Genomic DNA, 24,901 nt, shown 5'->3' on the forward strand with positions numbered 1-24,901 from the left:
GCGGCCGCGCCAGTGATCGACGCGATTACAAGGAGATGAGGGAATATTTTCATAGCGCGCAGCAGTTCCGTTTGCGCCAGACCAGATAACCCATGTCCTCGCCGATGGCGGGATAGACCTGACCTGCCGACATGAAGGTGGTGGAGGCGCCAATGGGCGCGCAGGCGTAGCGGCCCTTGGTCTGCGGATTGGGATTGGTGGCCTGGAAGCGGTATTGCTGCTTCCTCATCACTGGCATCAGATACTTGCCGCAAAGCCCCTTGCTGCCCATCGTGCCCCAGGCGACAAGTTCGCGGTGGAGCTTGTAGGAGAAGCGGGCGAGGGCGAGCCGCGATGCCTGGACATGCCCGATCGTCGCCGAGACATTGCCGTTTAAAGGATACATGCTGCCCTGGCATCCCGCGCACCAGAAGAGTTCGTCGGTCGGGAGCTTGGCCGTCGCAGCAACGCAGTCAGCCGCACAGGCCGCAAGCGCGAGCGGATTGGCGAACAGAACCGCTTCGGGATTGATGATCGCGGTGAGTTCGCTGTCCTGCCAGAGCGGATCGATCTCGGTGATGTAGAGAATGTCGACCGAGCCCTGCTCGAGGCACAGGAAATCAGCAACGATCTCCATCCAGTAGATCAGCGGATAGGCATACCAGTGGACATGCCACTGCGAATTGTACTGCGTCGCGCCGCCCACCGCCGAAGGACCCGCCATCGACTTGAACCCGATGTCGAAGCCGGGATCGAGTTTCATCCCGCCGAGATTGACGAAGCACCAGGGCTTCATGCTGACGTCGGCAAGGCGTACCGGCTCCCAGAAGCCCATGGCGATGCCCGGCCGCAAACCGCAGAGGCAAACGGGAAGCGTCGGGTTGCTCGTGTCGGGACGGCTCGACGGCCAGATCTTCAGACCGCCAACCGAGATCGGAAACAGGCACGACCAGCAGATGTCGGTGATCGGATTGACGAACTTGCCCGTGCAGCGGCCCGGACCGGCAGATGCCTGCGCTGGCGAAGCCGCAGCAAGGCTGAGACTGCAGGCAAGGAGCGCGCAGCATATCCATGTGAGAAGACGATTTTTTCTGCTCATGACGATGCGCGCTCCTTGGATCGAACCGGCTGCTCGGTGATGATGAGCACGCGGCCCTGCTGCTCGACGGTTGCGGGCACGGCGCGGATGCCGAAATGCTTCACGAGGCTGCCGCCCTGGTCGAAATAAAAACGGCGCTGGCGGGCCTTCATCAGTTCAAGCGGCGCGCCGCGTACGAGGATGAGTTTGGCCTTGGTGCTGGCATAGCGCCGGGTTGCCCAGGCAAGCTGCTCGGGGTCATCCCCGTCGAGGAAGACCAGCGGCACACGCAGCGGTACGGTGTCGAGCGGATTAACCCGAGTTCCGGCGGCGACGATCACCCGGCCCTTGTCGTCGGCAATGTCGCGCTCCACGCTGATCGTCGGATCAAACCGCCAGCTACGCGCCGCCGCCGCGGCTTTGATCCCCGCGACCGGCTCAGGGCGGTTGACGCGGGCGATCGTGCGCCGCTTCAGCTCCTCGTTGAGCTTGGCCGTCTCGCCGGTCTTCTCGAGATGGGTGAGACGCGCATGGATTTGCTCGAGCAGGTCAGGCTCGATCACGGACCAGACCGTGCCTTGCTGGCCGTAGTCGCGGGCGCTTGCCGGCGCGGCCATCAGAAGAGCAACTACGAGGAATGGGGCGGCGCGCAGCGGTGTCACAGGATCGGCCTCCCGACCCCGAGAATGCGCCTGGCGCAGATCCACCCGATCGCCGCATAGCGGCTGTCGAAACCGTCCTTGTGCGCGGTGGTGACGAAATAGCAGCCTTGAGGCACCACGCCTGTCGGTCCGAGCGCCAGCGGCTCGCCGAAACGGCTTGCGCGCTTGGCTACCGCAACCTTGCGGCCATTGACGAAGAAGCTGCGCTCCTTTTCGGTCACGATGTCGCCGGGCATTCCGCTCACCTTTTTGCCGAACGGCTTGGGCTTCTTGCCGAAGTGCCTTTCGAGCAGCGGCGAGGCGGGCGGATCGAACAGGATGATCTCGCCGCGCTTTGGCAGCGCGCCGCGATCGAGCCAGATCGCCCAGTAAGGCAGGCTCGGACTGGCGTTGATCATCAGCGCGTGGTCCTTCGAGAAGGCGGCGAGCGAGGTGAGCGCGAGCGCTGCAGCGCCAAGCCCTGCCCACAGCGCGAGGCGCCGCCCGGTTGGTGAGTGGAGGACAAGATCAGCGGCGCGCATCGGGAATCGCCCCCACGCGGCGCGCGACATCGGCGCGCACGGCTTCGGTGAGATCAGGCGTGCTGCCGGCCACCACCGCTTCGGCGACAAGGACCGTGCGGCCCTCGCGGCCCAGATGTTCGACCGAGGCCTCGACCGCCTGGAGATAGGCCTGGACGCGCATCTTGGTTTCTTCTGGCGGTCGGCCTGCGCGCGCCTCGGCTTCGATGAAGTCGCCCATGATGCGGCTCAGCTGCACGGTCACCACTTCGCGCTGGTCGAGCGCGAGCAGCTTGTCGGTAGCCCAGACGCCCCAGAGCGCCGAGCCGCCCATGCTCAAACCGAGCACGACGGCGGTCCAGTTCACGGCACCCATGCGGCCGCGCAGGGACTGTGTTGCCAATATGTTCTTCACAGCTTTTCTCCCGAAAGCTCGCGCTCGAGATCGTTGATGAAGCGCGGCAGGCGCCAGACCACGACGAGCGTTGCGACACCGATGAGGACGAACTTGAACTCGTCGAGGAAGCCGATCTGGCGGCCTTGCTCGGCGCCGAGAAAGCGGTCCGAAATATTGGCGAGATGGGCGAAGAAGACCCCGGCATCTCCGCCGGAAATCAGAAGGAAGAAGAGCAGCGGGAGCCCGAGCGCCATGAGGTAGCTCGAGGCGAGGAAGGTGCTGCCGCGAAGCACGATGTAGCAAAGGTCGGCGGCATGAGACCGCCAGCCCTTGACCGGCAGATCGAGTCTGTCGCTGTCGGCAAGGGCGTCCTGGGCCCGGTCGATCGGCGTGACGAGATGGAGTGGCATCGGTTTGGGGTGTCCTTGGATGGAGGGAGAAGTCAGGTTCGATTGGCAAAGGCGATCCGTTCGATCGCGTCTGCAAGCTGATGGCCGCGCGCGATTTCGGCATCGATGGCGGCAAAGGTCTGGGGCGAGCTTGAGAACAGCGTCGCCGAATAGTCGTCGAGCACGAGCCGGCCGATGGCTTCGGTTTCCGGGCCTTTGATGAAGACTTCCGAATAGTCGCTGCCCGAACGCTTCAAGCTGCGGATCAGGGTCTCGGTGCGGTCGTCCATGTCGAGGCGTTTTGACGCCTTGAAATCGGCGATCGTCTCGGGCTTCTGCTGGAGGATCAGCATCCAGTCGCTGTTTTCCAGCGCAGCGGTCGCCCCATCAGACTTGTAATAGTCGTTGAGTGACTGCGTCGCGGTTGCCAGCGCCCCGCCATATTTGCGGCAGGTGCGGGCATAGGTTTCGACGAACTCGCCCATCGAGCCGCCCTTGAGCATCGACCACGCCTCGTCGATCAGCAGCAGCTTCCTCACCGAGCGCGGGCTGCGGGTCATGGCCTGGCTGGTCATGAACATGATCGCCGAGAGTACGACGCTGCGCAGTTCCTCGCGGGTGGCAAGGTCCGACATCTCGAAGACGGTAAAGTCGGTGTCGAGATCGAGGCTCGCTTGGCCTTCAAAGAAGGCGCCATAAGTGCCGCCGGCCATATAAGGTGCGAGCGCGGTGGCGAGATCGCTCGCGGCTTCATTGCCGAGCCCCGCCAGTGCTTCGCCGACGCCGGTGATCGAGGCATCGACGCCCCGTTCGCTCCAGACCATGTTGACCGCTCGATCGATCAGGCCGCGCTCGGTGTCGTTGAGCTTTGCGCTGTGCCGCGCCATCTGGCCGACGATCGCCTTGACCATGCCGAAGCAGTCGAGCCGGTAATCCTCGTCTTCGGCCGCGCGCTCGCCATCGATCATAGAGAACGGATTGAGGCAGAAGCCCGCCTTCATCGTGAACTCGACGAACCGGCCGCCTTGCAGCTTCACCGAATGCTCGAAGCTGCGTCCGTCGTCGATGACCACGACCTGCGCGCCAGCCCCGCGAAGCGCGGCGCACATTTCCTGGAGCAGCACTGACTTGCCCGATCCCGACTTGCCGCAGATCGCGACATTGTGGTTGCCAGCATCGTTCTCGAACGGCGACCAGAAGAAGGGCTGGCCACGCCGGCCCACGAACAGCAGGTGCGGATAGACGCTGCCGAGATACTCGCCCTGCATGGGAGCGATATTGGCCGCTGTCGTCGACAGCACAGTCTTGAAGCGCTTGAGGCGCTCCATGTCCGCGCCAAGCCCATCGGCCAGCGTCATCGGCATGGCCGCTAGCAGCCCCTGGATCTGCAGGTATCGCTCATCGGCAAGATCCCAGCCCGCCGCCTTGTAGATCGACTTGATCGCGCGTTCGTCGCGGTCTCCGCGGCCGAGCGGGGAGTAGGTCGTCAGACCATAGAAGACCCGCACCAAACGGCGGCCTTCCTGCAGCTCGGATTGCACGTGCTGCCACTCGGCTGCCTGCTCGCCGATGCGGGGCAGAAAACGCGCGCTGCGCGTGCCGGCAAGGCTCGTCGTGCGCATGAACTTGAAGCCGGCCTTGGCCGAAGCGGCTTCCTGGTCGGGATAGACGAGGCACAGCATCGTCGCCGCCGGGCAGGGGAAGCGCAGCTTGTCGGTAAACATGTCGCCGATGAGCCGCGCGCATTCCCACGGCGCCCAACGCTGGGGCATGTTGCGCGAGGAAAAATGCCGCACGTCGAACGCATCGGGGTAGACTGTGCCGATCTCGGGAACGCCGTCCTCGATCTTGCCCGTCGCACGAAACCGCTCGGTGACGAGCCGCATCCGGTCTTCGTGGATGACGAGCTCGATATCGTGCCGGATCGCCTGGGCCGCGATCGCGTCGTTAGGATTGTAGGGTACTGCATCGTCTTGCGGCGCGGTGGTCGGCGAGGTCAGGTCGTCGATGATCGCGATCAGTTGCTGCGGCTCGACTTCGGCGACGCCCAGGTTGAGCGATTTCAGCATCGCAATAAGGCCGTCGCGGGTCTGCTTGAGATCCTCGTTGCTGACCGCCTTGGCCGCAGGCACGCCGACCGAAACGATGACCTGATGGTGCCGGGCGTGGAATGGTGCGTCCTGCGAGCCCGATTCCCAGACAAGGCCATAGAGCCGACGCGCGCGGTGACGGGCAATCGCCTCGTAGACGCCGCCCTGGACGTAGCGCGGTGCAAACCAGGGTGCGACGATCCGGCTGATGCGCGGAGATGCGAGATGCAGGACCTGGAGGCAGGCGCCTGCCGGAAGCCCCTCGGAGAAGAACGATCCGAGGATCTCGCCGGTTCGTTCGTCGGCCCCGATCAGAGGGGTTACCGAAAGCACAAAGCCTTTCGAGCGCGCGTTGAAATAGAGCCGGCTCGCCGGATCATAGACCCGGTACGGGAGCCAGTCCGACAGCAGGTCGAGCATCAGGGCAGGCCGGTCATGCTCGGCGTGCTCGGCATCGCCCAGAAGCCCGGTAAGGAGCCTGTCGACTATCGTCTTGAGTTTCTCGGCCATCACTTGGGCTCCTTCTGTGCCTTGGCGGCGTTCTTGGCGGCCTCAATCGCCTCGATGGTCGGGTAGATCAGCGGGGCCTTGTCGGCAGAGGGCCGAGGGGTTCGATCATGCGGGGGCTGCGCCATGTCGAACCCCTCGACCGCCGGTGCGCTCGCACCGGCAACCGCCTCGCGCGCCGTGGAGGGGAGGACCAGCGGCGAGGCAGAGGGGATGTCCTCGATCGAGGACGAAGGCTGAAAGGGCTGTCCGAGATCGAACGTCTCGGCTTCGGGCTGTTCGGCCGCAGGAAGGGTGGTGGTTTCCTCCAGGAGATCGCTCTTGGCCTGTGCGGCCTTCAACTGGCGCCTGAGCTGCCGCATCAGCGGCGGGGCGGTATCCTCGCCTGCCTTGCGGCGCAGTTCTGCGGCCCAGCGCGGATTTTCGACCACCGCCCAGGCGACCGCATCGTCGTGCAGCGTCCCGGTTTCATCGATGTGCGCCGGAAAGACGATCCTGAGCGTACGCTCGGAGGTGCGGCCCTGATCGCCGGATGCCACGGGGACAGGAGGACGCAGGCCGTCATGGACCGGTCCGGTCGCGGACAAGCCCCTGGTCGCGCGGGCATCGATCACCTGGCTGGGTGCGCAATCGCCCTTGGGGGCACGGCAGGTGAAATCGCCTTCGATATTGGTGCCGAAGGTGGCGCAGCCGCTGGTCAGCACGACAAGGCAGGCAGATGCGAGAATACGGTGGGAAAATCCCATGACGACTATCCTTTCTCGGCCGGAGCGATGGCGGCCGCTTTTGCGGGCTTGAGGAATTCGCGGAGCACGGAAGCCGGGCGATACCCTTCAAGGATCGCGCCGTCGGACGGGCGCACGATCACCGGCGTTCCGTTGAAGCCATGGGCCTTGGCAAAGGCCTCGTTGGCATCGAGCCCGCTCGTGTCACACGGCTTCGGATTGGCGAGGGCGAGGCCCGAATAGGCCATGTGGAGGGAGACCTCGGGGCGCGGCGAGCACAGCACCCGTTCGGCATCGCGGCGGCTGTCGACCCCGAAGATCGAAATGGGCCGCTCCTCAACGCGCGCACCGATCGCCTTCAGTTCGGCTTCGAGCTTCTTGCAGTACCCGCAGTGGAAATCGGAGAAGACGACGACCTTGGGGCCGTTCACCGGTCCCCAGGTGATCGCGCCGTTCGCGGGCAGGCCGGCGAGCGATACCTTCTGCAGGGTGGCGCGCGGGGCGGGCTGGCTTTCTTCGCCGGCATTGCTCCGCCGTGCAGCACCAGCAGCCAGCAAGTCTGGGTTGAGTGCGAGGAGACGGGCTGCCGTCAGGTCTTGCCGCGCCTCCATGTCGTAGATGCGCCCGATCACCAGATACCTCGCCGCGCGATCGACGTAGAACAGCGTCGATTTCGAGGCGACTTCGCACAGGCCGCCAAGGCCATCGCAGGTGATGGCGTCGATCGGCGTCTTCGGGAGGCGCAGCTTGAGCGCGTCGCGCACTTTTGCCGTGTCGGGAGCCTGGGCCGGGGAAGCGAGGCTGGCCACTCCCCAACCCGTTGCGGCTGACAGGGCGACGACGGCAGCAACGGTCGCCACCGGTCGCAGCCAGCGCCGCGGCTTGGTGGGGGTTGGATCGTTTGTGGCGGGGGTCATTGGGAGTTCCTCACGTAGACGCCGTCGAGGAAGACGATCTCGACATCGATGCCGGTCGGCATCTCGACGACGGGTTGGTATTGTTCGGCGCGCTCGATCAGATATTTGCTGACCGTATCGGCGGCATCCGCAGCGCCCTGGCCGAGCCCACCGCCGAGGATGTCGCCGGCAGAGAGCTTCGAGCGGGTGCCATCGGCATTGGTCGTGACGCCGGAGAAGACGCTGTTGGCGTTCGCCGAAAAGCCGCGCCCGAACCCGCCGACAATCCCGGCAAGCAGAGCCTGGCTGACAAGGCTGCCCTCGCGGCTGACGACACGGCCACGCACGCCTGATTTTCCAGCAAAGCTGATGAAGCCTTTGACCTCGCTCACCGCGACGCGCCCGCCGGGCTGGTCGCAGGTCATCCGCGCCAGCTTCACGTAAACCTTCTCGGACGAGAGATCGCCGCGCGCTGCGCCATTTACGATGCAGCCCTGAAGCCGCGTGGTCAGAACCTTGCCGTTCTGCATGACCGATCGCGCCGGACCGGTAATGCGCAGCACCACGGGAAGCGGATCGGTCTGGCTCGCGACCCCCGCCGACGCATCGACGCCGACGATGACCTTGGCAGCAGCATACGAATTGGGCGGCAAATAGTCCGGCGAATCCTCGACCACGACCGGCGGCGCTTCCGGGCGAGCCGCCCGGAGGCCGCTGGCTCCTGCCTTGTCGGAAGTGAAGCTCATGAGTTTGACTTCGCCGGGACCGGGCAGGCCGGTTTCGCTCGCGCCCAGCGCAGCACCCGCAGGGGCAGGCTGAACCGGTCGACCGCGCTCATCATAGCCACCCGCCTGCGGGCCATAGGCCGGTGGCGGCAGGCTTGCGGTTGCCGGGGCGGCCTGGCTGGCGAGGCGCGACTTGAGATCCGCGTTCTCAGCAGAGATTGCATCGATCGCGGCCTGGCCGTCGACCCGCATGGCCTGGTTTTCCGCCTTGAGCGCAGCCAGCTGGGATTCGATTTCCTCGCGCGGGAGGCTCGCGTCCTTCATGGCCTTCTGCTCGCGGGTCACGGCATCGAGACGGTTGCCGTAGGTCGCGACGAACTCGCGCTGCGAAAGGTCGCGATTGATGAGCCCTGCCGTGTCGATGGTCTGCGCGGCGGTCGGATCATCGCTCTTAGTGCTGTCGTCGCCGCCCAGGATGAACCAGCTGCCGCCGACAAGCGCGAGTGCGCCCAGGGAACCAAGCAGAAGCTTCTGCCGCCGCGCGGTCTTCGCGTTGAGACTGGTTACTGGCGACGGCGATGCCGGATCGGCCTGTATCGGCGTTGATGTCGAGGGAGCATCAGTCATGACCCAACCCTCCGTTCGAACCGACGATGAAGGCGACCGTGCTTTCTCCCGATTTGAGAGTGGGCTGGGCGATCGAGATTGCGAGTGTCTGGGAGGACGCGAGATCCGCTTCGGCAAGCGTCAGCGGCTTGCGGCCACGGTTCGCCAGGCGGATGACCTTTCCGGCGAGCGCGCTGCCGCGGTAATCGGCGATGAGCTGGATTTCGAGATCGCCGACCCGTGCCGGAAGGGCTGAGGATTGCCTCACTTCGAAGCCATCGACCGTCCGGTCATTGGCCATGGCCTGGATCAGCCGCACCGCGCTGGTTTCCAGCGGCGTTTCGCTTTCCCAGCCAGACGCCTTGTTTGTCGCGATCGCCGGGTTGGTGATGAAGACCTGCACTGCCGGGACAGGCTCGACCTGGCAGGAAACCTTGTAGACGAAGCCCTTCTTGGTCGTGGCGAAGAAGCTGATCGACCGCGCCGCATAGGTCTCGGGCACCGACACATAAATGTCGCCGCGAAGCGGTTCGTTGGTGACCGCAAAATCGTTGTAGGGCGTGCCGGTCGAGATCTTCGAGACGCTGGCAAACTGGTCATCGACCAGCGCGAAGCGCGTCAGCTCGCGGGCCGACACGGCGCATTCGATGCTCGCTCCGTCTGCAGCCTGTTTGAACTGATCGGCGGCTTGCGCGCCGCTCCCTGAAAATGCGAGGATGGTACTGGCGCAAAGAGCCAGGCTCCACGCGCGCGTCTTGCGTCGGTAAGCCATTACTGGGCCTCCTTCGTTGGGTCTTTGGGTGGCAACTGGCTGAAGCCTGACAGCGCGAGACGCAGGCCCCGGTAGGTCCAGTTGAAGCGGAAATGGCGTTCGTCGCTCGCGATGACCTGGGCGCCGACAAAGGTCTTGAGCGTGCCCGTCACATCGGACGTCAGCCCCTTGGGATCGACGGTCATCGACCGGATGACGAAGGCCTGGGTGACATCCGAACCCCGCTGCTCTTCGACAATCCGGACGAGATCGGCCTTGAGGCGCCCGTAGCTTGCCGGTTCGGCGAGCTTCAGGATCTCGTCCATCCAGTAGTCGAGACCCTCGGGGCTGCGATTGAGGAGAACGAGTGCGGCATCGCGGGTCACGAGTTCGAGATAGTCGGCCTCGACCCCCGCGCTGCTGACAGTGAGCTGCTTGGGGAGCGTTGGAAGGAGGACGACTTCGCGGTCGCGGGTGGCAGCAAGGCTGACCGCTACGACGAGCGCAATGCTAAGTCCGGCGCTGGTGAGCGCAAAGAGGTTGCGCTGGCGCAGCAGCGACTGCTGACGCTCGTGTGAAATGTCGGCAAACATGGATATTTCCCCTCAACCGGCAAGCAGGCGGCAGTGGGAAGGCGGCGTCGATTTCAGGCCCAGCAATCCGGCCGGCAGATACCAATAGGCGGCATGGGCTACCCAGGAGCTGGCGCGTCCTGCTTTTGCCTTTCGCAGCGCGAACCAGGCGCCGAAGGCAACGATAATGCCGACAAAGATATGCTGGCTGAGGATCCCCCAGGTGAAGGGGATGAGCATCCCGGCGAACTCGTCGATGGTCCAGAAGCCGATGAGCTCCGGATCGTCGAGCCGACGCGGGATGATATATGGGTCTGCCATGGCGACGCGCCTTCCCGTCCGATGCGTCAGATGACCGCAGTGACGACCGAGGTGACGATCGGAACACCCGTGCCAACGCCGATGCCGACACCGACCGGAACAGCGACCTGTCCGAGCGAGAACCGGCCCGAGGCGAGACCGATGAGGCCGCCTGCAAGGCTGAGGACCGTGATGATCTTGCCGCCCGAGCCTTCGAGGAAATCGGTGAATTTCGTCAGGGCAGGGGTGAATGTCGTGTCGGCGCCAGCATAGGCGGCGCTGGCGGCCAGTGCTGCGACGGCAAGCGGTACTGCAAAGGTCATGGCCCGCCCGAACTTCGAGGGGTTCTGATCAATGGCGCCGGAACGCCGGGAGAGGGTGAGAGACTGCATATGGAGCTCCATCTGGAGGGGTGAACCCAGCGTTCTTTCGTTCGCTGTGTGTTCTACATGCATCTAGGAAATTGGTGTAGGAAAGTCGGAATGTCGGTGTAGCTGAAGTGGCGGACGGATATGGACGCATCGATTGGACGGCGTCGGTGATAATGCGCAGAAACAGCGGTTTATGTGGTGATCAACGTCGACGAATCCCCACAAGAGTGGCGGAGATTGTCGGCGGCTCGGGCCTAGGGACTGATTCGCCTAGAAACGAGATGTTCCATAAATGTTCTTTTTATTTTCCTACATGGATCACGCGCGATATGGCTACGACTCAGTTCCTCATCGTTGGAGTTTTTGTCGATGCACCAGCCCGCGCCATTCCGAGGCGAAGCCAACACCAGCCTCGCGCACATTCTTGCCCATGCAATCGAGTCGTCTGACAAGCCCAAGCACCAGATCGCTCGGGAAGTCGGGATCCACCGCGAGACCCTGCTCCGTGTGATGCGCGGCGATCGGCCGATCGGCCTTGATGAAGCCGCGCGCGTTCTTGACGTGTGCGGCGCTTTTCCCCGCGCGAGCATGATCCTCGCCTTGGCTGGTCAGGAGGATCTCGCCTGCGAATGGATGCGCAGCGAAATGGGAGAGTTTCTTGAGGACTTCTTTACGGCCCTGCCAGGCCAGCTTGAACGGACGCTTGGGCGACGCGTCGAAGATTTGCGACCCCGGTGGGCGAACGGCACTTCGCAGCTCGTCGCCCGCATGCTTGCCAAGCACATTGATGATTTTGCCAACCGCGACATTTCGATGGCGCTGCCGCGCTGATCCAATTCACCTCGGAGGGGACCGAGAAATTGACCCGACTGGAACGATCATGAATGCACATCCCCAGCTTACCGAGAGCGGCGCCGACGCAGACCACACTTTACCGCAAGTCCCTCCGCCGGCACGGCTTTTGCGACTGCCTGAAGTCATCGACCGCGTCGGCTTACGTCGTTCGGCTATCTATCAGCGGATGAGCGAAGGCCGTTTCCCGAAATCCCGTTCGCTCGGCCCCAAATGCGCGGTGTGGATAGAGGCGGAAATCGACGCGTGGATCAGATCAATTGCGGACAAGCCACATAGAGACGCTCCATAAACTATCCCGAAACAAATCATCGCGCTAAGTTGCGCGCATGGTTTATCGATACCCGACGGGCAATCCTCTCCATCCTGAAGCCCTGAAAGAGAAGCAACGTGCGCTTCGCGACGGTTTTTCAACGCCGTTGACCCTTCGCGTTCATCGTGCGCTTTCCTGGCTTCGTCGGGCTGAAGCAGAACAGGAAGACCAAGACGTTCGCTTCATCCTACTGTGGGTCGGGTTCAACGCGGCCTACGCCGGTGACGTAGAAGCTTCGGCCAGCAGCTCAGCGCCGGAAGGTGAACGTGGACTCTTCCAATCGTTTTTCTCGACGCTCGTAAAGTTCGATGGGCGTCACCGCGTCTACGACGCGGTCTGGCAGCGGTTCAGTCAGGAAATCCGCCTCCTTCTGGACAATCCATATGTCTACCACCCCTTCTGGCAGCATCAGAATGGTGTGTCAGGTTACGACGACTGGGAGCACAAGCTCGAGCGTAGCCGGACCGCTATCAATCATGCATTGCGCGAGCACGACACCGTCAGGATACTGTCGATCCTGTTCGATCGGCTCTACGTCTTGCGAAATCAGCTGGTGCACGGCGGCGCGACTTGGAACAGCGATGTCAACCGCGACCAGTTGAGGGACGGGGTGTCGCTGCTGGGTTGCCTGCTGCCGATCTTTGTCGATCTGATGATGGATAATCCAGACCATGAATGGCCGATGCCAAACTATCCCGTCGTGGAGTGATCTGATTGGGCATTCAGGCAAATTCCTGGTCTGAGCGAAATCTGGAACTCGGCCAGCTCGCTCACGACATCTTCGCTCATCCCTGAGAAGAGTTCGACCAGCTCGTCCTGCCGCGGTTGCCCGAATGCCAGTCGATAGCTCGCCAGCGACTTCTTCAGGTTCTCGTAGCGTTCGTGCTCTCGGCTGAAGGGAGGCATGAGCACCATGCGCTCGATCTTCGCCTCGCCAGGATATATCCAGTAGGGCACAATATCGCCGGGATGCCCATCGGCCGTTTGTTGATCCTGCGCCGCTTTGAACATGGCGGTCCATGGTGCCTCGGTGCCAACAAGCGCCGAAGCGCAATTGCCAAAATCTGCCGCGATATTGCGGCGTACCGCATGATTCTTGAATCGATGGACACGGCCTTCGCGCTGTTCGATCTCGACCGGATTGCGAGGAAGGTTCCAGTGGACGATCCGCGCGCAATATGGATGAAAATCGAGGCCCTCTTGTCCGATTGACGTAGATGCCAACACGAATGGGCGAAATGGCGATTTGAAAGCAGACTGGACAAGAGTGGTTCGGCGCACACCCTTTTCCTCTTCGGCTTTGGTCGCGAAGCGCATGGCGAACCGCGCACGGATTTCGAATGTCTGCTCCTGCAAACGCGCGCGGCCGGCCGTCCAGTGATCGAGCGTAATCTGAGCCGGCCGCAGTGCGACAACCTCGACCACCTTCATGGCGATGAGCCGAGCTCGTTCGGGCGCATCGACTTGCTCGGCGCGTTCACTTTCCAGGACGAGATGGAGATATTCATCCAGCACTGCGGCAAGATCGTGCTGCGCCGAGTGTGCGTTGACCTGGCGCCAATAGTTCAGGGGCGAGGCTTCCTCCAGTAGAGCGCGGCTTTCTGGTTGGTTGTACAGGCTGCGAAATCCGAGAGCGACCACGATCGCCGCGCCAACAAGCGCCGGATCATCAATCTGCAACTCCGGGCAAAGGCGAGCGAGGGCGCGGAGCGCGCAGGTCGCAGGCGAGCCAAGCGCAAATTCCGCCAGCTTGTCGAGTATGTCTCTTGGATCGGGGTCGCCGTGATGATCGTCGGAATCCAATGCCTGCCTAATCGCTTCGATTGTCCGTGCCATCGCGCCATGTTCGTCATGCGCATCGTGCTCGATGGCACCGACGCGGCCCCAGTCCACACCCAAGCCCAGTTCGGCCTCGACTGTAAGGGGCATCAGGCGGTCGGATCGCTCGGCCAGTCGGGTAAGACACGCCGGATCGAGGCGTTCCCCAAGAGCCTGACGAACCTGGACAAGCAGTTCAGCATAAGTGCCCGCTCGTCCATGCCGCTGTTCTAGCTGCAAGGGATCCACCCAAGCAGCAAGGGTGGGAGATGGACACAACATCGGCATCATTTCTTCGACGCCGATTGGGCGGCTTGTGCGCCCTACCAGATCGGGTGACATCTTCATGCGCCGGCTTGCCTCATGCGAGAGAAGCGCCGCAATCGCGTCTGGGACCATCGACCAGTCCGAGAAGACCAGCGTCTTGGTCGCCGGGACAGGCTCTCCGAACGAAGGACGAGAAGGAGGAATCCACAGCGCTCGATCGAGGCCGTGTTGGAATGCAGTGTCGGCGAGCGCGCGCATTCGTCCGTTGCGAAGTGGAATCTCTGCGAAGTCTTCGACCTGTGCTTTGTCGATGAAGTATGGCGCGGCGGCTCTAATGGCGGTGCGCAGCTCCTTGGCCGGCCGCAATTTGACTGCCTGCAGGCGCTCCCGCAGCTTGTAGCCACGCATGAAATTGAGAAGGTACGGCGACGACTTCCAATACTCGACGATACCGGGCGCACTGACGAGTTCGGCCACCTGCGAGACCGCTTTCGCCTCCATTAGATCGTCCGTTTCAATCGTCAGCGGGGGCTTCAACTCCCTCACAAGCGAATTGCGGTCCGCGGTGGAGTCTACGCGCTCCGTCCGGGCAATGACCTGTCTGAGGATGTGATGCACGCGGTCCCGCTGGGTACGCGCGGCTGATTTTGACGCAGGCATTGCCTGCAACGCACGCCGGAATTGCGAGAGCTCATTCTCGAGTTCCCTGACACGCGCCTCGCCGTCCACCTCGCCGAAGAGGAAGCGCATGGTTCGAAGAAAATCGCTGTAGTGATCGCCTTCTTCCGGATCGTCGCTGCTCAAGGTGAGCATCCGGTACGGCGTAGCGGACAGCAACAGCAGGCGTGCCGACGAACCGTCCGGGCCGGAGTAGGAAAACAGCGCCCGGGCAAGTTCCGCAGCCGCCGCTTTTTCGGGCGCAAGACTCTCATCGTGCTCATGCAGCAATTCGGCAAACCGCTGGAACTCGTCCAGGATGATGAGATCCGGAGTAAGCGCGTCGACGCATATCCGTGCCAGGATGCTGCGAAGTTCCCCGATTATCGACGCCGGGCGCTGGTCGGGTGGGTAGTGAGGACTTTTCTTGTTTCGCGCCAGCTCCGATGCCGCGCGAATGCGCTGGATGAAGTCATCCCCGACAGCGTCGTTGAATTTCTCGGAAATCTCCTTCGAAATCGACTGGCTGCGCATCCAGTCTGTCCAGCCGGGCCAGTTCTCAGGCGTAACTCCGCCGCGAAAAATGCGCTGCACGCCACCATGCCGGATGCCGAGCCTTTTTCTCAGCATTTCATAGATGAGAGCTCGCTCTTTTGCCGTGCCCAACGATGACTTGAGATCGAGCGCCGTTCCCGGTGTCAGGCTGATAAGATTTATGGGCCTGGACGCGATCCCTCCTTCCTGCTCGATCTCAAGCGGCAGGAGCGTGAGGCGGGTGTTCAGCGGTTTTGTTGCTGATCCGATAACATTGAGTGACTTGATATTCTGCTCGGCTATCGCTTGGTTCGAGCAGATGTAAACCACGTCTATGCGGTCAACCTTCCCCGTCAGTTGTTCGATAGTCTTGGCGATGACGCCGCGCGCAACCATGGTCTTTCCCAAGCCGACTTCGTCGGCAACAAGGAACTGACGCGTGGGCGACGCATCCGTGAACAGGCGCTGGAAGACATAGTCGACCGTGGCGCGCTGGAAGGGCTTCAGGAGTGCCAGATGGTCGTTCGCCCGATAGGTCACTGCCGCGCTCCCTTGGTGGCCAGAAGCGGCGCAAAACTTGCCCAAAGCGCGAGAAACTCTGGCGGCACTATGTTCGCGCCGCCATCCGGATCTTCGAGGCGCTTGATGAGCTGATCGATCTCGGCGAGCTCGCCGCCATCGAGACTTAGAGCACGGACCATCGGTTCGAGAAGCGATGTTCCGCCCTGACCGAGCCGGCGCAGCCATTGCCCTTCGCCGGCGGCCTCGCTCTCGAGGAAACTCCCTTCGCCCAGACTTCCGAGGAGCAAGCTCAAATATCGAAAGAAATTCTCGACATTCGCAATGTGCGCCCGCAGCACGGCGGCGTCGCGCCCATCAGGGACCCCTACAAGCCGCGCACCAAGGGTGAAGGCGACTTCCACGCCAGTCTGCTCGTCGCGAAGGCGGATTCCCAACCAGCGGGTGACCTCGCTCAATGGCACCGAACCAAGCGTCATTCGAGGCTGTGCTTTTGAGAGCAACGCCGCAGCATCGTATCCCCGTTCGTTCGCAACGGTGATTGCGCGCATGAAACAGCTCACGCCGTCCGGTAGATCGAGGGATGGGGCTTTGCCTGCGATCTCGACTTCGAGCGCAATGGTATCCGTCAATTGGGTGCAATGAAGGTCAAGCGCGATCGCCGCGATTTTGATGCGCAGTTTCTCCAGCGCCTTTTCGGCTGCCGCCGCAGCGTCCTGCTCGGGCGGCTCGGATGGCGTATAAGGAGCCAGGAGGCGGCGAAATCCTTCCGAGAATACCGCATCCTCAATGGTTCCCATCCGGGATTTTGGGCCATCGAGCGTGGCCATAATCTCTACGTTCTGCGTCCGGCCTCCGTGGGTCGGCACCAGCGCAGCCGTCGTCGCATTGGCGGACCCAAGATGGACGTGCAGGCGTGAGCCGCGCTCGACGACATAGGCCTTGGCGTGAAGACCCTCGAGATCGGCTGAACAGGCCTCCTCGCGGTCTTCTTCCTCGTATTCGGTGGCACGGTCATCGAGGGTTTGGATCTCAAACAGACTGCGAATGGCCGGCTTGACGCAGTCGAGTTCATCGGCCCGCGCGATGAGTTGGCAAGATGCGGGATCATCGTAACCCGAAGCCAGTTGCTTGAGCGCGTTCCCGCTTACAAAGGGAGACAGGATAGCGAGGCGCTCCCCCTTTTGCGGCGCCCACGCTCCCCCTTCGAGGCCGTTGACGGCGAAACGGATCTTGGTTGCGCCGGCGGGAAGATCGTCCCACCAGCAGCAGGCGAGATCGCGCAGAAGCGAAGGGAGGAACTTTGGCGCCGTCGGCCGATTGGCCGCATTTGCCAGTCCCGGAAGTGCGCGTAACAGGCCGACGACGGGCTCATTGCCCTCGCAAATATCGTCGGCGACCGTGCCATCGAGGCAAAGCGCCAAATCCCAGCATCGATCATTGGTCAGGTTACGCGAAAGAATCGCCAGCCGCATGCGGATGGGCATGCCCTTGCGTTCCGGTTGGAAGCGAATGCACCACAATTTAGGATGAAACGCTCCGCCTCCCGGCGCCGCAACTTCGGTGATGGTTTTCTCATAGAGGGCCATCAGACGCGCTGCATTCGGGCGCGCCTCCTTGATGCGGCCTCGATCGCAGTAAATGGCCATCCGGCCCGCCATCCGTTCGACGCTTTGCAGCAGAGCCAAGGGGCTGCGCAGCATCTCGTCGCGATTCTCCGCGTCGCGAAATACAATGGCGATCGGGATCGCGAGGGCGGTCTCGAAATCGAGCGAATAGGTGGTGGCTATGGCGTGGTCGAACCTATACCCGTCGGGCGAGCGCATGAGCGAGGTATAGAGTTCGCGATTTTCAGGGTCGAAGGCGGGGTCAACCGGCATCGGCAAGCTCTCCGAGATAGCGGCTGGCGATGCCCCACCTGAAATCGAGCCGCGCGTCCCCCGAGGCCCCTGACCAGCGTTCAAGCGGCGCATCGTGAAGAAGCCTTGCCTTCATCCGTTTCAGCCCATGCTCTCGCTGCTTGAGCAGTTCTATCGCTTGGTGATCAGCCTCAAAGGGACCAGTGCCATCCTGGGCGACTGTTGCCCATCTCCGGATGAAATCCCGCGATGACTTGGTGAGGTTGTGGCTGGTTCTGCCAATCAGGCCGAAGAGGTCGTCGAGATCCCAGTCGTTCAACGCCAGGTGATCGAGCTCCGACCTCCAAACTTCGATGCGCGAGCGATAGTCCGCCGCCAATGTGTCCGCGTCGGCATGTTTCTTGGCGTTTGGCAGGTCTGCAGCACGAATGGCCAGCAGGAGGTTATAGAGAAGGCTGGCTCCGTACATAACGCCGGAAAATCGTTCGGCATGCCGAAGGACCGCGCGATTGGCGTCTGAAATGGCGTCTTCGCTGATTTGCCACGGCCAGTCATCCGCGAAGGATTTGCCCTTGCGAGCCAGCTCGTTCAGCAAGCTTGAGCCCGCATGGCTTTCGATGCGGTCTCGCAGGAAATCAGCCTCACCATCGGCCAGGGCGAAAGACGCTTGGTCCAGGAGATCTGCGGGGGGCTTCGGAAGGTTGGACGACCAAAGTTTCAGATCGTGGTCCTTCAGGCTTTCGGGGCCATAGGACAGGAAGGTCGAATGGCTGCCCGGCAGCGCGCGGATGCCTAGCGTGTTCAGACCCGCCCAATAAACGCTTGATGCGAGGCGCTTCAGGTTCCGCCCCGCGTCTCGTCCGATCACTCCGATCGTCTCTCCGCCGCGCAGCAGGGCTTCGCTCAACTGGAATTCCAGATCGCGAGCAATAACCGTGCGTTCCGCCTGCGTGGCCTTGCGACCCTGCGCTTCCAAATAGATCCACGGAATAAAAAGCATGTAGCGCAGCCGCGTCTGAATCGTGCTGGTTCCTGGAAAGAGAAGATCGGCCAGTCCGTCACGCACACTGCCGAGGCCGAGCTCGTCGCGCGCTTCGGGCTGTTTGAACAGGTCGATTAGTGTTTGTGCGCGGCGACGTTCTTCAGGGTCAAAATCAATCCAGGCGAGATAGGACATAAGTGCTTCTTCGATACGTACTTGGAAGGGCGGGGTAGCGAGGTCATGTTCTCGGTTCGATCACGGCGTCGAGCCAACGCTGGATGGTGAGACCTCTATAATCTCACCTCTCGTCATCAGGACGATCATTCCGCGTTCGGCGCCAGTCATGTCGAGATAGGCTTGCACCTGACCTCTGTAGTGCTCGAGCGACACGGCATCGGGCGCTACATCGCTCTTCCAATCCACGATCGTTCCCGGCTTGCCCCCAGGCGTCAGGGTGAGGGCGTCAGCAATTCCGGAGGTCGCATATTCATGACCATCCGCGGTGTGGCTCGCAAACACCGGGAACTCGGCTATCAGCTCGGCCCGAATTCCCGCAATCGACTCAAGCTTGAGCGTCTTGTCGATGCAACTGGCCAATTCCTCGGCGGACAGTCCTGCCGCGGCGTCGCTAACCGCAGTTCGGCCGAATTGAACGATCAATTCCTTCGCTCGCTCGGTCAGTGAACCAAGGTCGTCGAAGGTCTCGCCCGTCAGAACCTCCTCCATCAGCTTGTGGAGGATCAGGCCCCGCTCGCGGCTGCCTTGAATGGCGAGCTGCAGCGGGATCTCCTGAGGTTGTCCGTCGTCGGAATCTGTCCAGAGGTCCGGTTCCTCCGAGACGACGACGGGGCCGGAGGTATTTTCGCTTCGGCTCGGGGCGAGCCAGGTCAGATGGACCTGTCGTTGCAGGATTTCTTCAGCTTCCGCCGCAAATATCTCTCGCGTCTGCCCATTGCCCACTTCTGCCGCTGGCGATGGTGCGCGCTCTGGCAGTTCGCTGGGGTCGATGGCTGGAAGCTCGGCAAGCGAAAGGTCGAGCAGGCTTATCCATGCCGACTTCGATGGTGAGACATCGAGGCGAGGAAGAATCAGCAATTGCCGTGCCCGCGTGGCCGCCACGTACCACAGACGTATGCGTTCCCGATCCAGCTCCAGCTTCTCAGCCTCGATCGCCGCTTCATGGCCCTCGGGGGGCACCCCGAAGATCGGGCAATAGAATGTGTCCGACTGGCGATCTGTCACTGCGCTATCGGGACCCATGACCCCCGTCATGGTGTTGATGGGAATGACGACAGGCCATTCGAGGCCCTTCGCTGCGTGCATCGTGAACAGCGAGATGGCTTCCTCTTGCGCGTCGGGACGACCTTCGACCGCTCGGGCCTCATCCTCCCACGCCGTGGTCATCGCCTCAGAAAATGACCGCAGGCCGCGCACCGCATATGCGGTCGCGAGATTGAGGTAGAGGTCGACGTTGGCGAGCGCGCGTTCGGCCTGACCGCGATGGCGCTCGACGAGAATGGGCCTGATGCGCAGGACATCAATCGCCTGCGACAGGAGTTCATGCGGCGTGGTGCTGTTCGCTCGCCGCGCAAGCGCCTGGAGTTTCACCAGCACCGCCCGCGCCAGATCGTGCGTGACGGTGTCAGCATCGACTGACAGGGTCAGACGCGGGATACGGTCGGGTTCGCTCTCATTGCGCGGAAGCGCCCAGACAATATCGAGCAATTCTTCATCCGTAAGGCCGACCAATGGCCCCCGAAGCAGGGCGCCCAGCGCCAAGGTGTCGCGACGATCAGCCAGGACACGGGTGACCGCGATCAAATCCTGGATTTCCTGACGGCGGAAGAGCCCTTTGCCGGCTTGGGTTGCAACCGGGATTCCGCGGCGTTCCAAAGCTTCTTCGTATCGCCATAGTTCGGCGCCTGTGGGCGCGAGCAACGCGATGTCGCCCGGTTGGCAGAGGCGCGGAGTGCCGGTCCGGCGATCGACAATTTCATACCCGCCGATCAGCCGAGCGCAAAGGTCGGCAACAGTTTCGGCTTCACCGTCTCGTTGCTGCTCCACCTTCGCTTTGCCATCCTCGCCGGCAATCGCGACGTCGAGGGCGGCAACGCATACGCCTTCTGCGGGATCGGAGTGGAAGGCATCGAGGGCCGTGAAGCCTGGCTGACCATCAGCGGAGAGTACGGCTTCGAAGCGCGCGTTGACGAAGGTCAAAATGGAGGCGCACGACCGGAAGTTAGTCGAGATGGAGAGCAAGCTTTCCTGACTATGCGCGATGAAAGCGCTGCGAGCCTGTACATAGGCGCCGACGTCGGCACCGCGAAAGCGGTAGATCGCTTGCTTCGGATCGCCCACGAGAAACAGCGCGCCAGGACGGATTCGGAAGTCCGCCCAATCGTCGCCTTCATTCTGCGGATCACCGCACAGCCGCCAGAAGATCTCGGTCTGGAGTGGATCAGTGTCCTGGAACTCATCGACGAGGACGTGGGCAAAACGCTTGCCCAGCGCCTGGCGTACAGCCTCATGACTGCGCAACAGGTCGCGCGCGGCATAAATCAGATCGTCGAAATCGAGCTGCGCGCTGGAACGCTTGTATTCGCGGTAACGCTCGAGGATTGGAGCGGCTTCTGAGACTAGCGCAGCCAGAACGTGGCCGGCAATCGCCTGCTGCATCGCAGCCCACGTCGCGCAGCATTTCCCGTAGAGATCGTCGGCGGTGATGTTGAGCTGCTCACCATCGGCTTTGGACAAACCGGCCTGCTTCGCCGCTTCGACCCACTTGCCCTTTTTGCGATAGGCGGCAAATCCACCGGTCTTGGTGCAAACGTCCGGATGGGCGCGCGCAACCAGCAACTGAACAAGGCCCGTGGGTGATTGGGGTTCGGCAATCGCGGCTACCGCTTCTGCCATCTGTGCGAAGCCTGCCGCATAGTTGGCTGTCTCGGGCTCGTGCGCGGAAGCATTCTCGATGAAGTCGGCCAAGGCCTTGGCCGCCTGTTGGAATTCGGCCATGAGTGGAGCAAACGGGGAGGGCGAAGGTGCCTTGAGAGTTCGCCTGCTGCGCAAATTAGCCGCGATCTTGTGAAGCAGCTCGACCGTGCTCTTCGGATTGTAGAGCACCATTTCGGCAATGATGCCGCCGTGTTTGCCGGATAGCCGCTCTCGCAGCCAGCCATCGACGATTTCGAGAAACGCAAGGTCAGCCAGGTTCCGATCCATGACCGTCGCGCCAGGATCGATGTCTGCCTCAGCCGGGTAGGGCTTGATGAGGCGCTGGCAGAAGCCGTGAATCGTCGAGCAGGTGACTTCATCGATCGCCGCGCTCGCGGTGACGAGATTGCTGCGCTGGGCATCGCTGAGGCCATCGGGAAGCGCGACTTTCAGTTCTGGCGCGATCCGGCCTTCGCTCAACTCGGCGACAAACTCCCTGACCCGCGACACCAATTCGCTTGCCGCCAGTTCGGTAAATGTCACCGCAGCGATGGCGCGCGGAGAGGTTCCCTCCGCGAGCATTACTGCGATACGCCCCGCCATTACCGCGGTTTTTCCCGAGCCAGCGCCGGCCTCGACAAGGATCGAGCGGGTATGCCGACCAATTGCATCGAAGCGGGCACCGTCGTCCTTCAGTTGAGCAGACATGGTCGTCATCACTCCGCCTCCCACACCTGAGCCGCATCGCCGAGCATTGCTGCCGCGATTGGACGCTTGCGTTTGCAGTAGGTGGGGCCGGCGTTTGCGGGCAGGGCGAAGGCGAGATCATCGTAATCATCGCCGGTATCGGGGCCCGGGATTGCCAATCCGGATTGCAGGTTCGATCGGGCGGCAACGAGGTAGCCGGTGACCTCGGACAATACGGCTTCGGGATCGTCGAGCTGGAGGTCCAGGTTCTCCCGAGGATACAACAGCGAGGCAGTTATGCTCACATCCTCGCCGAGCAAGGATTTCACGGCGAAGCTATAGAGACAGCGTTGAAGCTCTTTGCCCCCGTTGAGGCGAATGGCCGACCGTGGTGCGCGTCCGGTCTTATAGTCTCGCACAATGGCGCGCTTGCCATCGTCAAAAATGTCGAGGCGGTCGATGTAACCCTTGATCGCAAAGCCTGCGCCGGGAATTTCAACCCTGGTGCTCGGATCCCAGGGAATGGCCCCGTCCGATTTCGCCGTAGAACCACCGAACGGCACCTCGGCAAAACTTTGCGCTCCCGCCAGTTCCTGATTGCCATAGGTCAGGGCATTGCTTGCCGTCATTCGAGCGTCTGAGAGCGTGCGCGTCCAGATGATCGCCGGCGGCACCGGACGTTCACTTTCCCAATCGGCCGCTACTCGGGCTGCGGCATTTTCGACCAATTCGTCGACAACTTGCGCCGTTGCGCTGCCGAGCCCGCCGGCGGCCTCGATGCTCTGGAGGGCGATGTCGAGCACCATGTGGACAAGGTCGCCCATTTCCAGCGGATCGAGCACCAACGGTTCGGCCCCGGCGTCAGGGGCGCTCCAGTGGAGTCCGTAAACCCAGACAAAGCCGAGAGGGTTGCGGAGCAGGCGTCGCAGCGAACTGGCTGACTGCGTGCGATCGAGAACGGCCTGGATCAGGGGATGGTCTGGCCTCACCTTGCCATCGTGAGCGGTAATCTCCTCCCGCTTCCAATCCCGCCAGCAGGCCAAGGCGCTGACCGCTTGGGGATAGCCGCGAAACTCTTCCGTTCTGGCCATTAACCGATCGGTCTCGCTGAAAGCATGAAGCGGAACCGCATTGCGACGAAGATACGTCTCGGTGCCAAGTCCGGAGAGCAGCGGACTACGTCCGAGTAGCCGGCCATCGCTGTCGCGGCGGGCACGAGAAAGTACGAGCTGGCCAGATGTCGTCGCCATAATAGTCTCGAAATCGCGCCTATCCGCCTGGTTGATCGGAAGTGGATCGAGCACATGGGTTGGGATGATGTGATCGGGGATCAAGCGGTCTTCAGAAATGCCACGCGGCCAACGCGAGGAATTCAAGCCAATCAGCCGGACAAACCGGCGCGGTGAGGCGGCAAGGGCACTTGCTGGCATCCATGTAACCGAGACGCAGGAGTCGAGGCCGTCATCCTGCTTCAGGTTTTCCAGCGAAGTGTCGATCGATGCGGCCGGGCCGGCCATGAGTGCCTTGCGCCAAATCGCGAGCGCGCGGCCTGAAAGAAAGGCCGGGCCGATTTCATCGGCAGCGTCGGGTCCTTTCGCGAGCAGTTCGATCGCGAACTTCAGAGCGGGTGAATGGTCGCATCCATCCGGCCAATCTTCGGCTTCGAGACCCGACAACAGCCGGTTCCACGCAGCTGACGTCGCCATCGGTGCATCGGTTGGCAAGACGCGCAGCCACCCTTCCGGCAGGACTGAAAGTGCGGGGCCATCCGAGCAGAGTGCGGCGAGGCGGCGGATACGGGTCTGCGACAGGCCGCGAACGAGAATGTCGGCCAACGCCGCAGCGGCCTGACCATCGCGGGTCGTGACTGTCCGAACGCCATGGACAAAGTGCAGGTCGATGTTCGCATCGGACCGCAGCGCCAGGAAATAATGGTCATATTCGGCAGTCGACGCCGCTGCGATTGCGATTTCGTGCGGGGCGACATCGCCGGATGCCAGAAGGGATCGTACCCAGCGCAACGCCTCGATAGCCTCGTGGAGACCCGAGGCGGCGCTTGCGACGCTGACCTCGGGATGCTGGGCCGCAGCTTCGACTACCTTTATCGCGGATCCCACCAACCAGGCCGGAATCCGGCGCGGCCCGGCACTCCACGTCACCGGAATCTCGGTCGCGAGCTCGATCAGCAATGGGCGCCAGCACGGCGATAGCTCGGTCAATCCCTCAACAGTCAGGGCGCCGAGCACCTTCTGAGAATGATGAATCCGGCTCCGCGCGCAGGCGACGATATCCATCGGCCTGAGCATTCCCGCGGGAAGTTTGGCCAAAACAGCAGCTTCGAGGTGGGCCAGCGCCTCTAGCCTGGGATGGCCTCCTGCGCGTGCGGAGAGGTCGATCCCAGCCCGCCAAACCTTGTGAAGAGTGTCGGCCGCAGCGTTGACCATACCGGGGAGTGATTTGATGTTTTCCAACTCACCGAGCGGCGTATTGGGAAGCACTGACTGCAACGTCGAACGAAGCGTTTCGTCGTCAATCGGCTTGATGAAGCCTCCGGCCAACCGCACCGCTGCCTGCTCGAAGGACATGATCTGGGTGCCATGATGCCGATAGCGTGCAGCATGCAGCCGCTCGCAGCGCATGGCATGTCTTCCGTGGCACACAATAGTTGAGCGACAAGCAACATTCACAATCGATTTCCTTCTGACAAGCAGTCAGCAAACGAAATGATCTTGCTACGCCGACTTGGCGCACAGAATCGTGAATCTTGTGATTATTGGCAGCCCCCTACGAGTACCGCTCATACAAGCCTTTTGATGATCGGATGCAAGGTGCCCGAACGGCATTTTGATCGGATTCAAGCTTGCTGCGACCGGTTCTGTCGTGGAGACTGTCTCCAAGGTCCGACCGGAAGTCCGGATTCGGCCGAGGGGC

21 protein-coding genes are annotated in these 24,901 nt (G+C 62.2%); 3 read left to right on the forward strand and 18 right to left on the reverse strand.

The genetic code is table 11. The features are described from left to right. Positions 1 to 49: 49 nt before the first annotated feature. The 13 genes from traU to E5675_RS09650 are packed head-to-tail and all read right to left on the reverse strand — an operon-like array spanning position 50 to position 10,569. Positions 50 to 1,078: a conjugal transfer pilus assembly protein TraU gene (traU, locus tag E5675_RS09590; RefSeq protein WP_136174314.1), complete on the reverse strand. Its 1,029-nt coding sequence runs from the start codon at positions 1,076 to 1,078 to the stop codon at positions 50 to 52. Then, complete coding sequence (traW, locus tag E5675_RS09595; RefSeq protein ID WP_247594875.1) at positions 1,075 to 1,674, reverse strand: type-F conjugative transfer system protein TraW; 600 nt, start codon at positions 1,672 to 1,674, stop codon at positions 1,075 to 1,077. Before traW ends, traU begins: the two co-directional genes overlap by 4 nt. Positions 1,675 to 1,715: 41 nt before the next feature. After that, complete coding sequence (locus E5675_RS09600) at positions 1,716 to 2,240, reverse strand: S26 family signal peptidase (protein ID WP_136174316.1); 525 nt, start codon at positions 2,238 to 2,240, stop codon at positions 1,716 to 1,718. Continuing rightward, complete coding sequence (locus E5675_RS09605) at positions 2,227 to 2,634, reverse strand: TrbI F-type domain-containing protein (protein ID WP_136174317.1); 408 nt, start codon at positions 2,632 to 2,634, stop codon at positions 2,227 to 2,229. Before E5675_RS09605 ends, E5675_RS09600 begins: the two co-directional genes overlap by 14 nt. Further along, positions 2,631 to 3,026: a hypothetical protein gene (locus E5675_RS09610; RefSeq protein ID WP_136174318.1), complete on the reverse strand. Its 396-nt coding sequence runs from the start codon at positions 3,024 to 3,026 to the stop codon at positions 2,631 to 2,633. Before E5675_RS09610 ends, E5675_RS09605 begins: the two co-directional genes overlap by 4 nt. A gap of 32 nt (positions 3,027 to 3,058) precedes the next feature. Further along, the gene (traC, locus tag E5675_RS09615; RefSeq protein ID WP_136174319.1) at positions 3,059 to 5,605 is read right to left on the reverse strand and encodes a type IV secretion system protein TraC; all 2,547 of its coding nucleotides are present in this window, start codon (positions 5,603 to 5,605) and stop codon (positions 3,059 to 3,061) included. After that, the gene (locus E5675_RS09620) at positions 5,605 to 6,348 is read right to left on the reverse strand and encodes a conjugal transfer protein TraV (RefSeq protein ID WP_136174320.1); all 744 of its coding nucleotides are present in this window, start codon (positions 6,346 to 6,348) and stop codon (positions 5,605 to 5,607) included. The genes traC and E5675_RS09620 overlap by 1 nt, the downstream gene beginning before the upstream one ends. A 5-nt stretch (positions 6,349 to 6,353) precedes the next feature. After that, on the reverse strand, positions 6,354 to 7,244 hold the full coding sequence (locus E5675_RS09625) for a DsbC family protein (RefSeq protein WP_136174321.1): 891 nt from the start codon (positions 7,242 to 7,244) through the stop codon (positions 6,354 to 6,356). Then, a complete protein-coding gene (locus E5675_RS09630) occupies positions 7,241 to 8,575 on the reverse strand; it encodes a TrbI/VirB10 family protein (protein ID WP_136174322.1) in 1,335 nt (444 codons plus the stop codon). Before E5675_RS09630 ends, E5675_RS09625 begins: the two co-directional genes overlap by 4 nt. Next, complete coding sequence (locus tag E5675_RS09635; protein ID WP_136174323.1) at positions 8,568 to 9,326, reverse strand: type-F conjugative transfer system secretin TraK; 759 nt, start codon at positions 9,324 to 9,326, stop codon at positions 8,568 to 8,570. The genes E5675_RS09630 and E5675_RS09635 overlap by 8 nt, the downstream gene beginning before the upstream one ends. Then, positions 9,326 to 9,898 carry a type IV conjugative transfer system protein TraE gene (locus E5675_RS09640; RefSeq protein ID WP_136174324.1) on the reverse strand — a complete coding sequence of 191 codons (573 nt, stop codon included), beginning with the start codon at positions 9,896 to 9,898 and terminating at the stop codon, positions 9,326 to 9,328. The genes E5675_RS09635 and E5675_RS09640 overlap by 1 nt, the downstream gene beginning before the upstream one ends. A 12-nt stretch (positions 9,899 to 9,910) precedes the next feature. After that, positions 9,911 to 10,198 (reverse strand): type IV conjugative transfer system protein TraL, encoded by a 288-nt coding sequence (traL, locus tag E5675_RS09645; RefSeq protein WP_007011018.1) that lies wholly within the window; start codon positions 10,196 to 10,198, stop codon positions 9,911 to 9,913. Between the two features lie 26 nt (positions 10,199 to 10,224). Beyond that, positions 10,225 to 10,569 carry a TrbC/VirB2 family protein gene (locus tag E5675_RS09650; RefSeq protein WP_127692048.1) on the reverse strand — a complete coding sequence of 115 codons (345 nt, stop codon included), beginning with the start codon at positions 10,567 to 10,569 and terminating at the stop codon, positions 10,225 to 10,227. Between the two features lie 348 nt (positions 10,570 to 10,917). Here E5675_RS09650 and E5675_RS09655 point away from each other — a divergent pair, with 348 nt between their 5' ends. From E5675_RS09655 to E5675_RS09665, 3 genes are read left to right on the forward strand one after another with little or no spacing between them, the layout of a single operon-like run. Next, positions 10,918 to 11,379 (forward strand): transcriptional regulator, encoded by a 462-nt coding sequence (locus tag E5675_RS09655; protein WP_054529585.1) that lies wholly within the window; start codon positions 10,918 to 10,920, stop codon positions 11,377 to 11,379. A 49-nt stretch (positions 11,380 to 11,428) separates the two neighbouring features. Further along, positions 11,429 to 11,692, forward strand: a complete 264-nt coding sequence (locus E5675_RS09660) for an AlpA family transcriptional regulator (RefSeq protein WP_136174325.1) — start codon at positions 11,429 to 11,431, stop codon at positions 11,690 to 11,692. Between the two features lie 37 nt (positions 11,693 to 11,729). Next, positions 11,730 to 12,422: a HEPN domain-containing protein gene (locus tag E5675_RS09665; protein ID WP_136174326.1), complete on the forward strand. Its 693-nt coding sequence runs from the start codon at positions 11,730 to 11,732 to the stop codon at positions 12,420 to 12,422. On the opposite strand, the gene E5675_RS09670 is transcribed toward E5675_RS09665, so the two are convergent. From E5675_RS09670 to E5675_RS09690, 5 genes are read right to left on the reverse strand one after another with little or no spacing between them, the layout of a single operon-like run. After that, the gene (locus E5675_RS09670) at positions 12,404 to 15,529 is read right to left on the reverse strand and encodes a helicase-related protein (protein WP_136174327.1); all 3,126 of its coding nucleotides are present in this window, start codon (positions 15,527 to 15,529) and stop codon (positions 12,404 to 12,406) included. The genes E5675_RS09665 and E5675_RS09670 overlap by 19 nt on opposite strands. After that, complete coding sequence (locus E5675_RS09675; RefSeq protein WP_136174328.1) at positions 15,526 to 17,388, reverse strand: phospholipase D family protein; 1,863 nt, start codon at positions 17,386 to 17,388, stop codon at positions 15,526 to 15,528. Before E5675_RS09675 ends, E5675_RS09670 begins: the two co-directional genes overlap by 4 nt. Beyond that, entirely contained in the window at positions 17,378 to 18,544 is a 1,167-nt protein-coding gene (locus tag E5675_RS09680; RefSeq protein WP_136174329.1) for a DUF6361 family protein, read from the reverse strand. The genes E5675_RS09675 and E5675_RS09680 overlap by 11 nt, the downstream gene beginning before the upstream one ends. A gap of 60 nt (positions 18,545 to 18,604) precedes the next feature. Next, positions 18,605 to 22,000 (reverse strand): UvrD-helicase domain-containing protein, encoded by a 3,396-nt coding sequence (locus E5675_RS09685; RefSeq protein WP_136174330.1) that lies wholly within the window; start codon positions 21,998 to 22,000, stop codon positions 18,605 to 18,607. Beyond that, positions 22,000 to 24,609, reverse strand: coding sequence for a PD-(D/E)XK nuclease family protein (locus E5675_RS09690; protein WP_136174331.1), 2,610 nt, complete (start codon positions 24,607 to 24,609; stop codon positions 22,000 to 22,002). Before E5675_RS09690 ends, E5675_RS09685 begins: the two co-directional genes overlap by 1 nt. Between the last annotated feature and the right edge of the window lie 292 nt (positions 24,610 to 24,901).

The organism is Sphingopyxis sp. PAMC25046, from assembly GCF_004795895.1.
Taxonomy (GTDB): Bacteria; Pseudomonadota; Alphaproteobacteria; order Sphingomonadales; family Sphingomonadaceae; genus Sphingopyxis.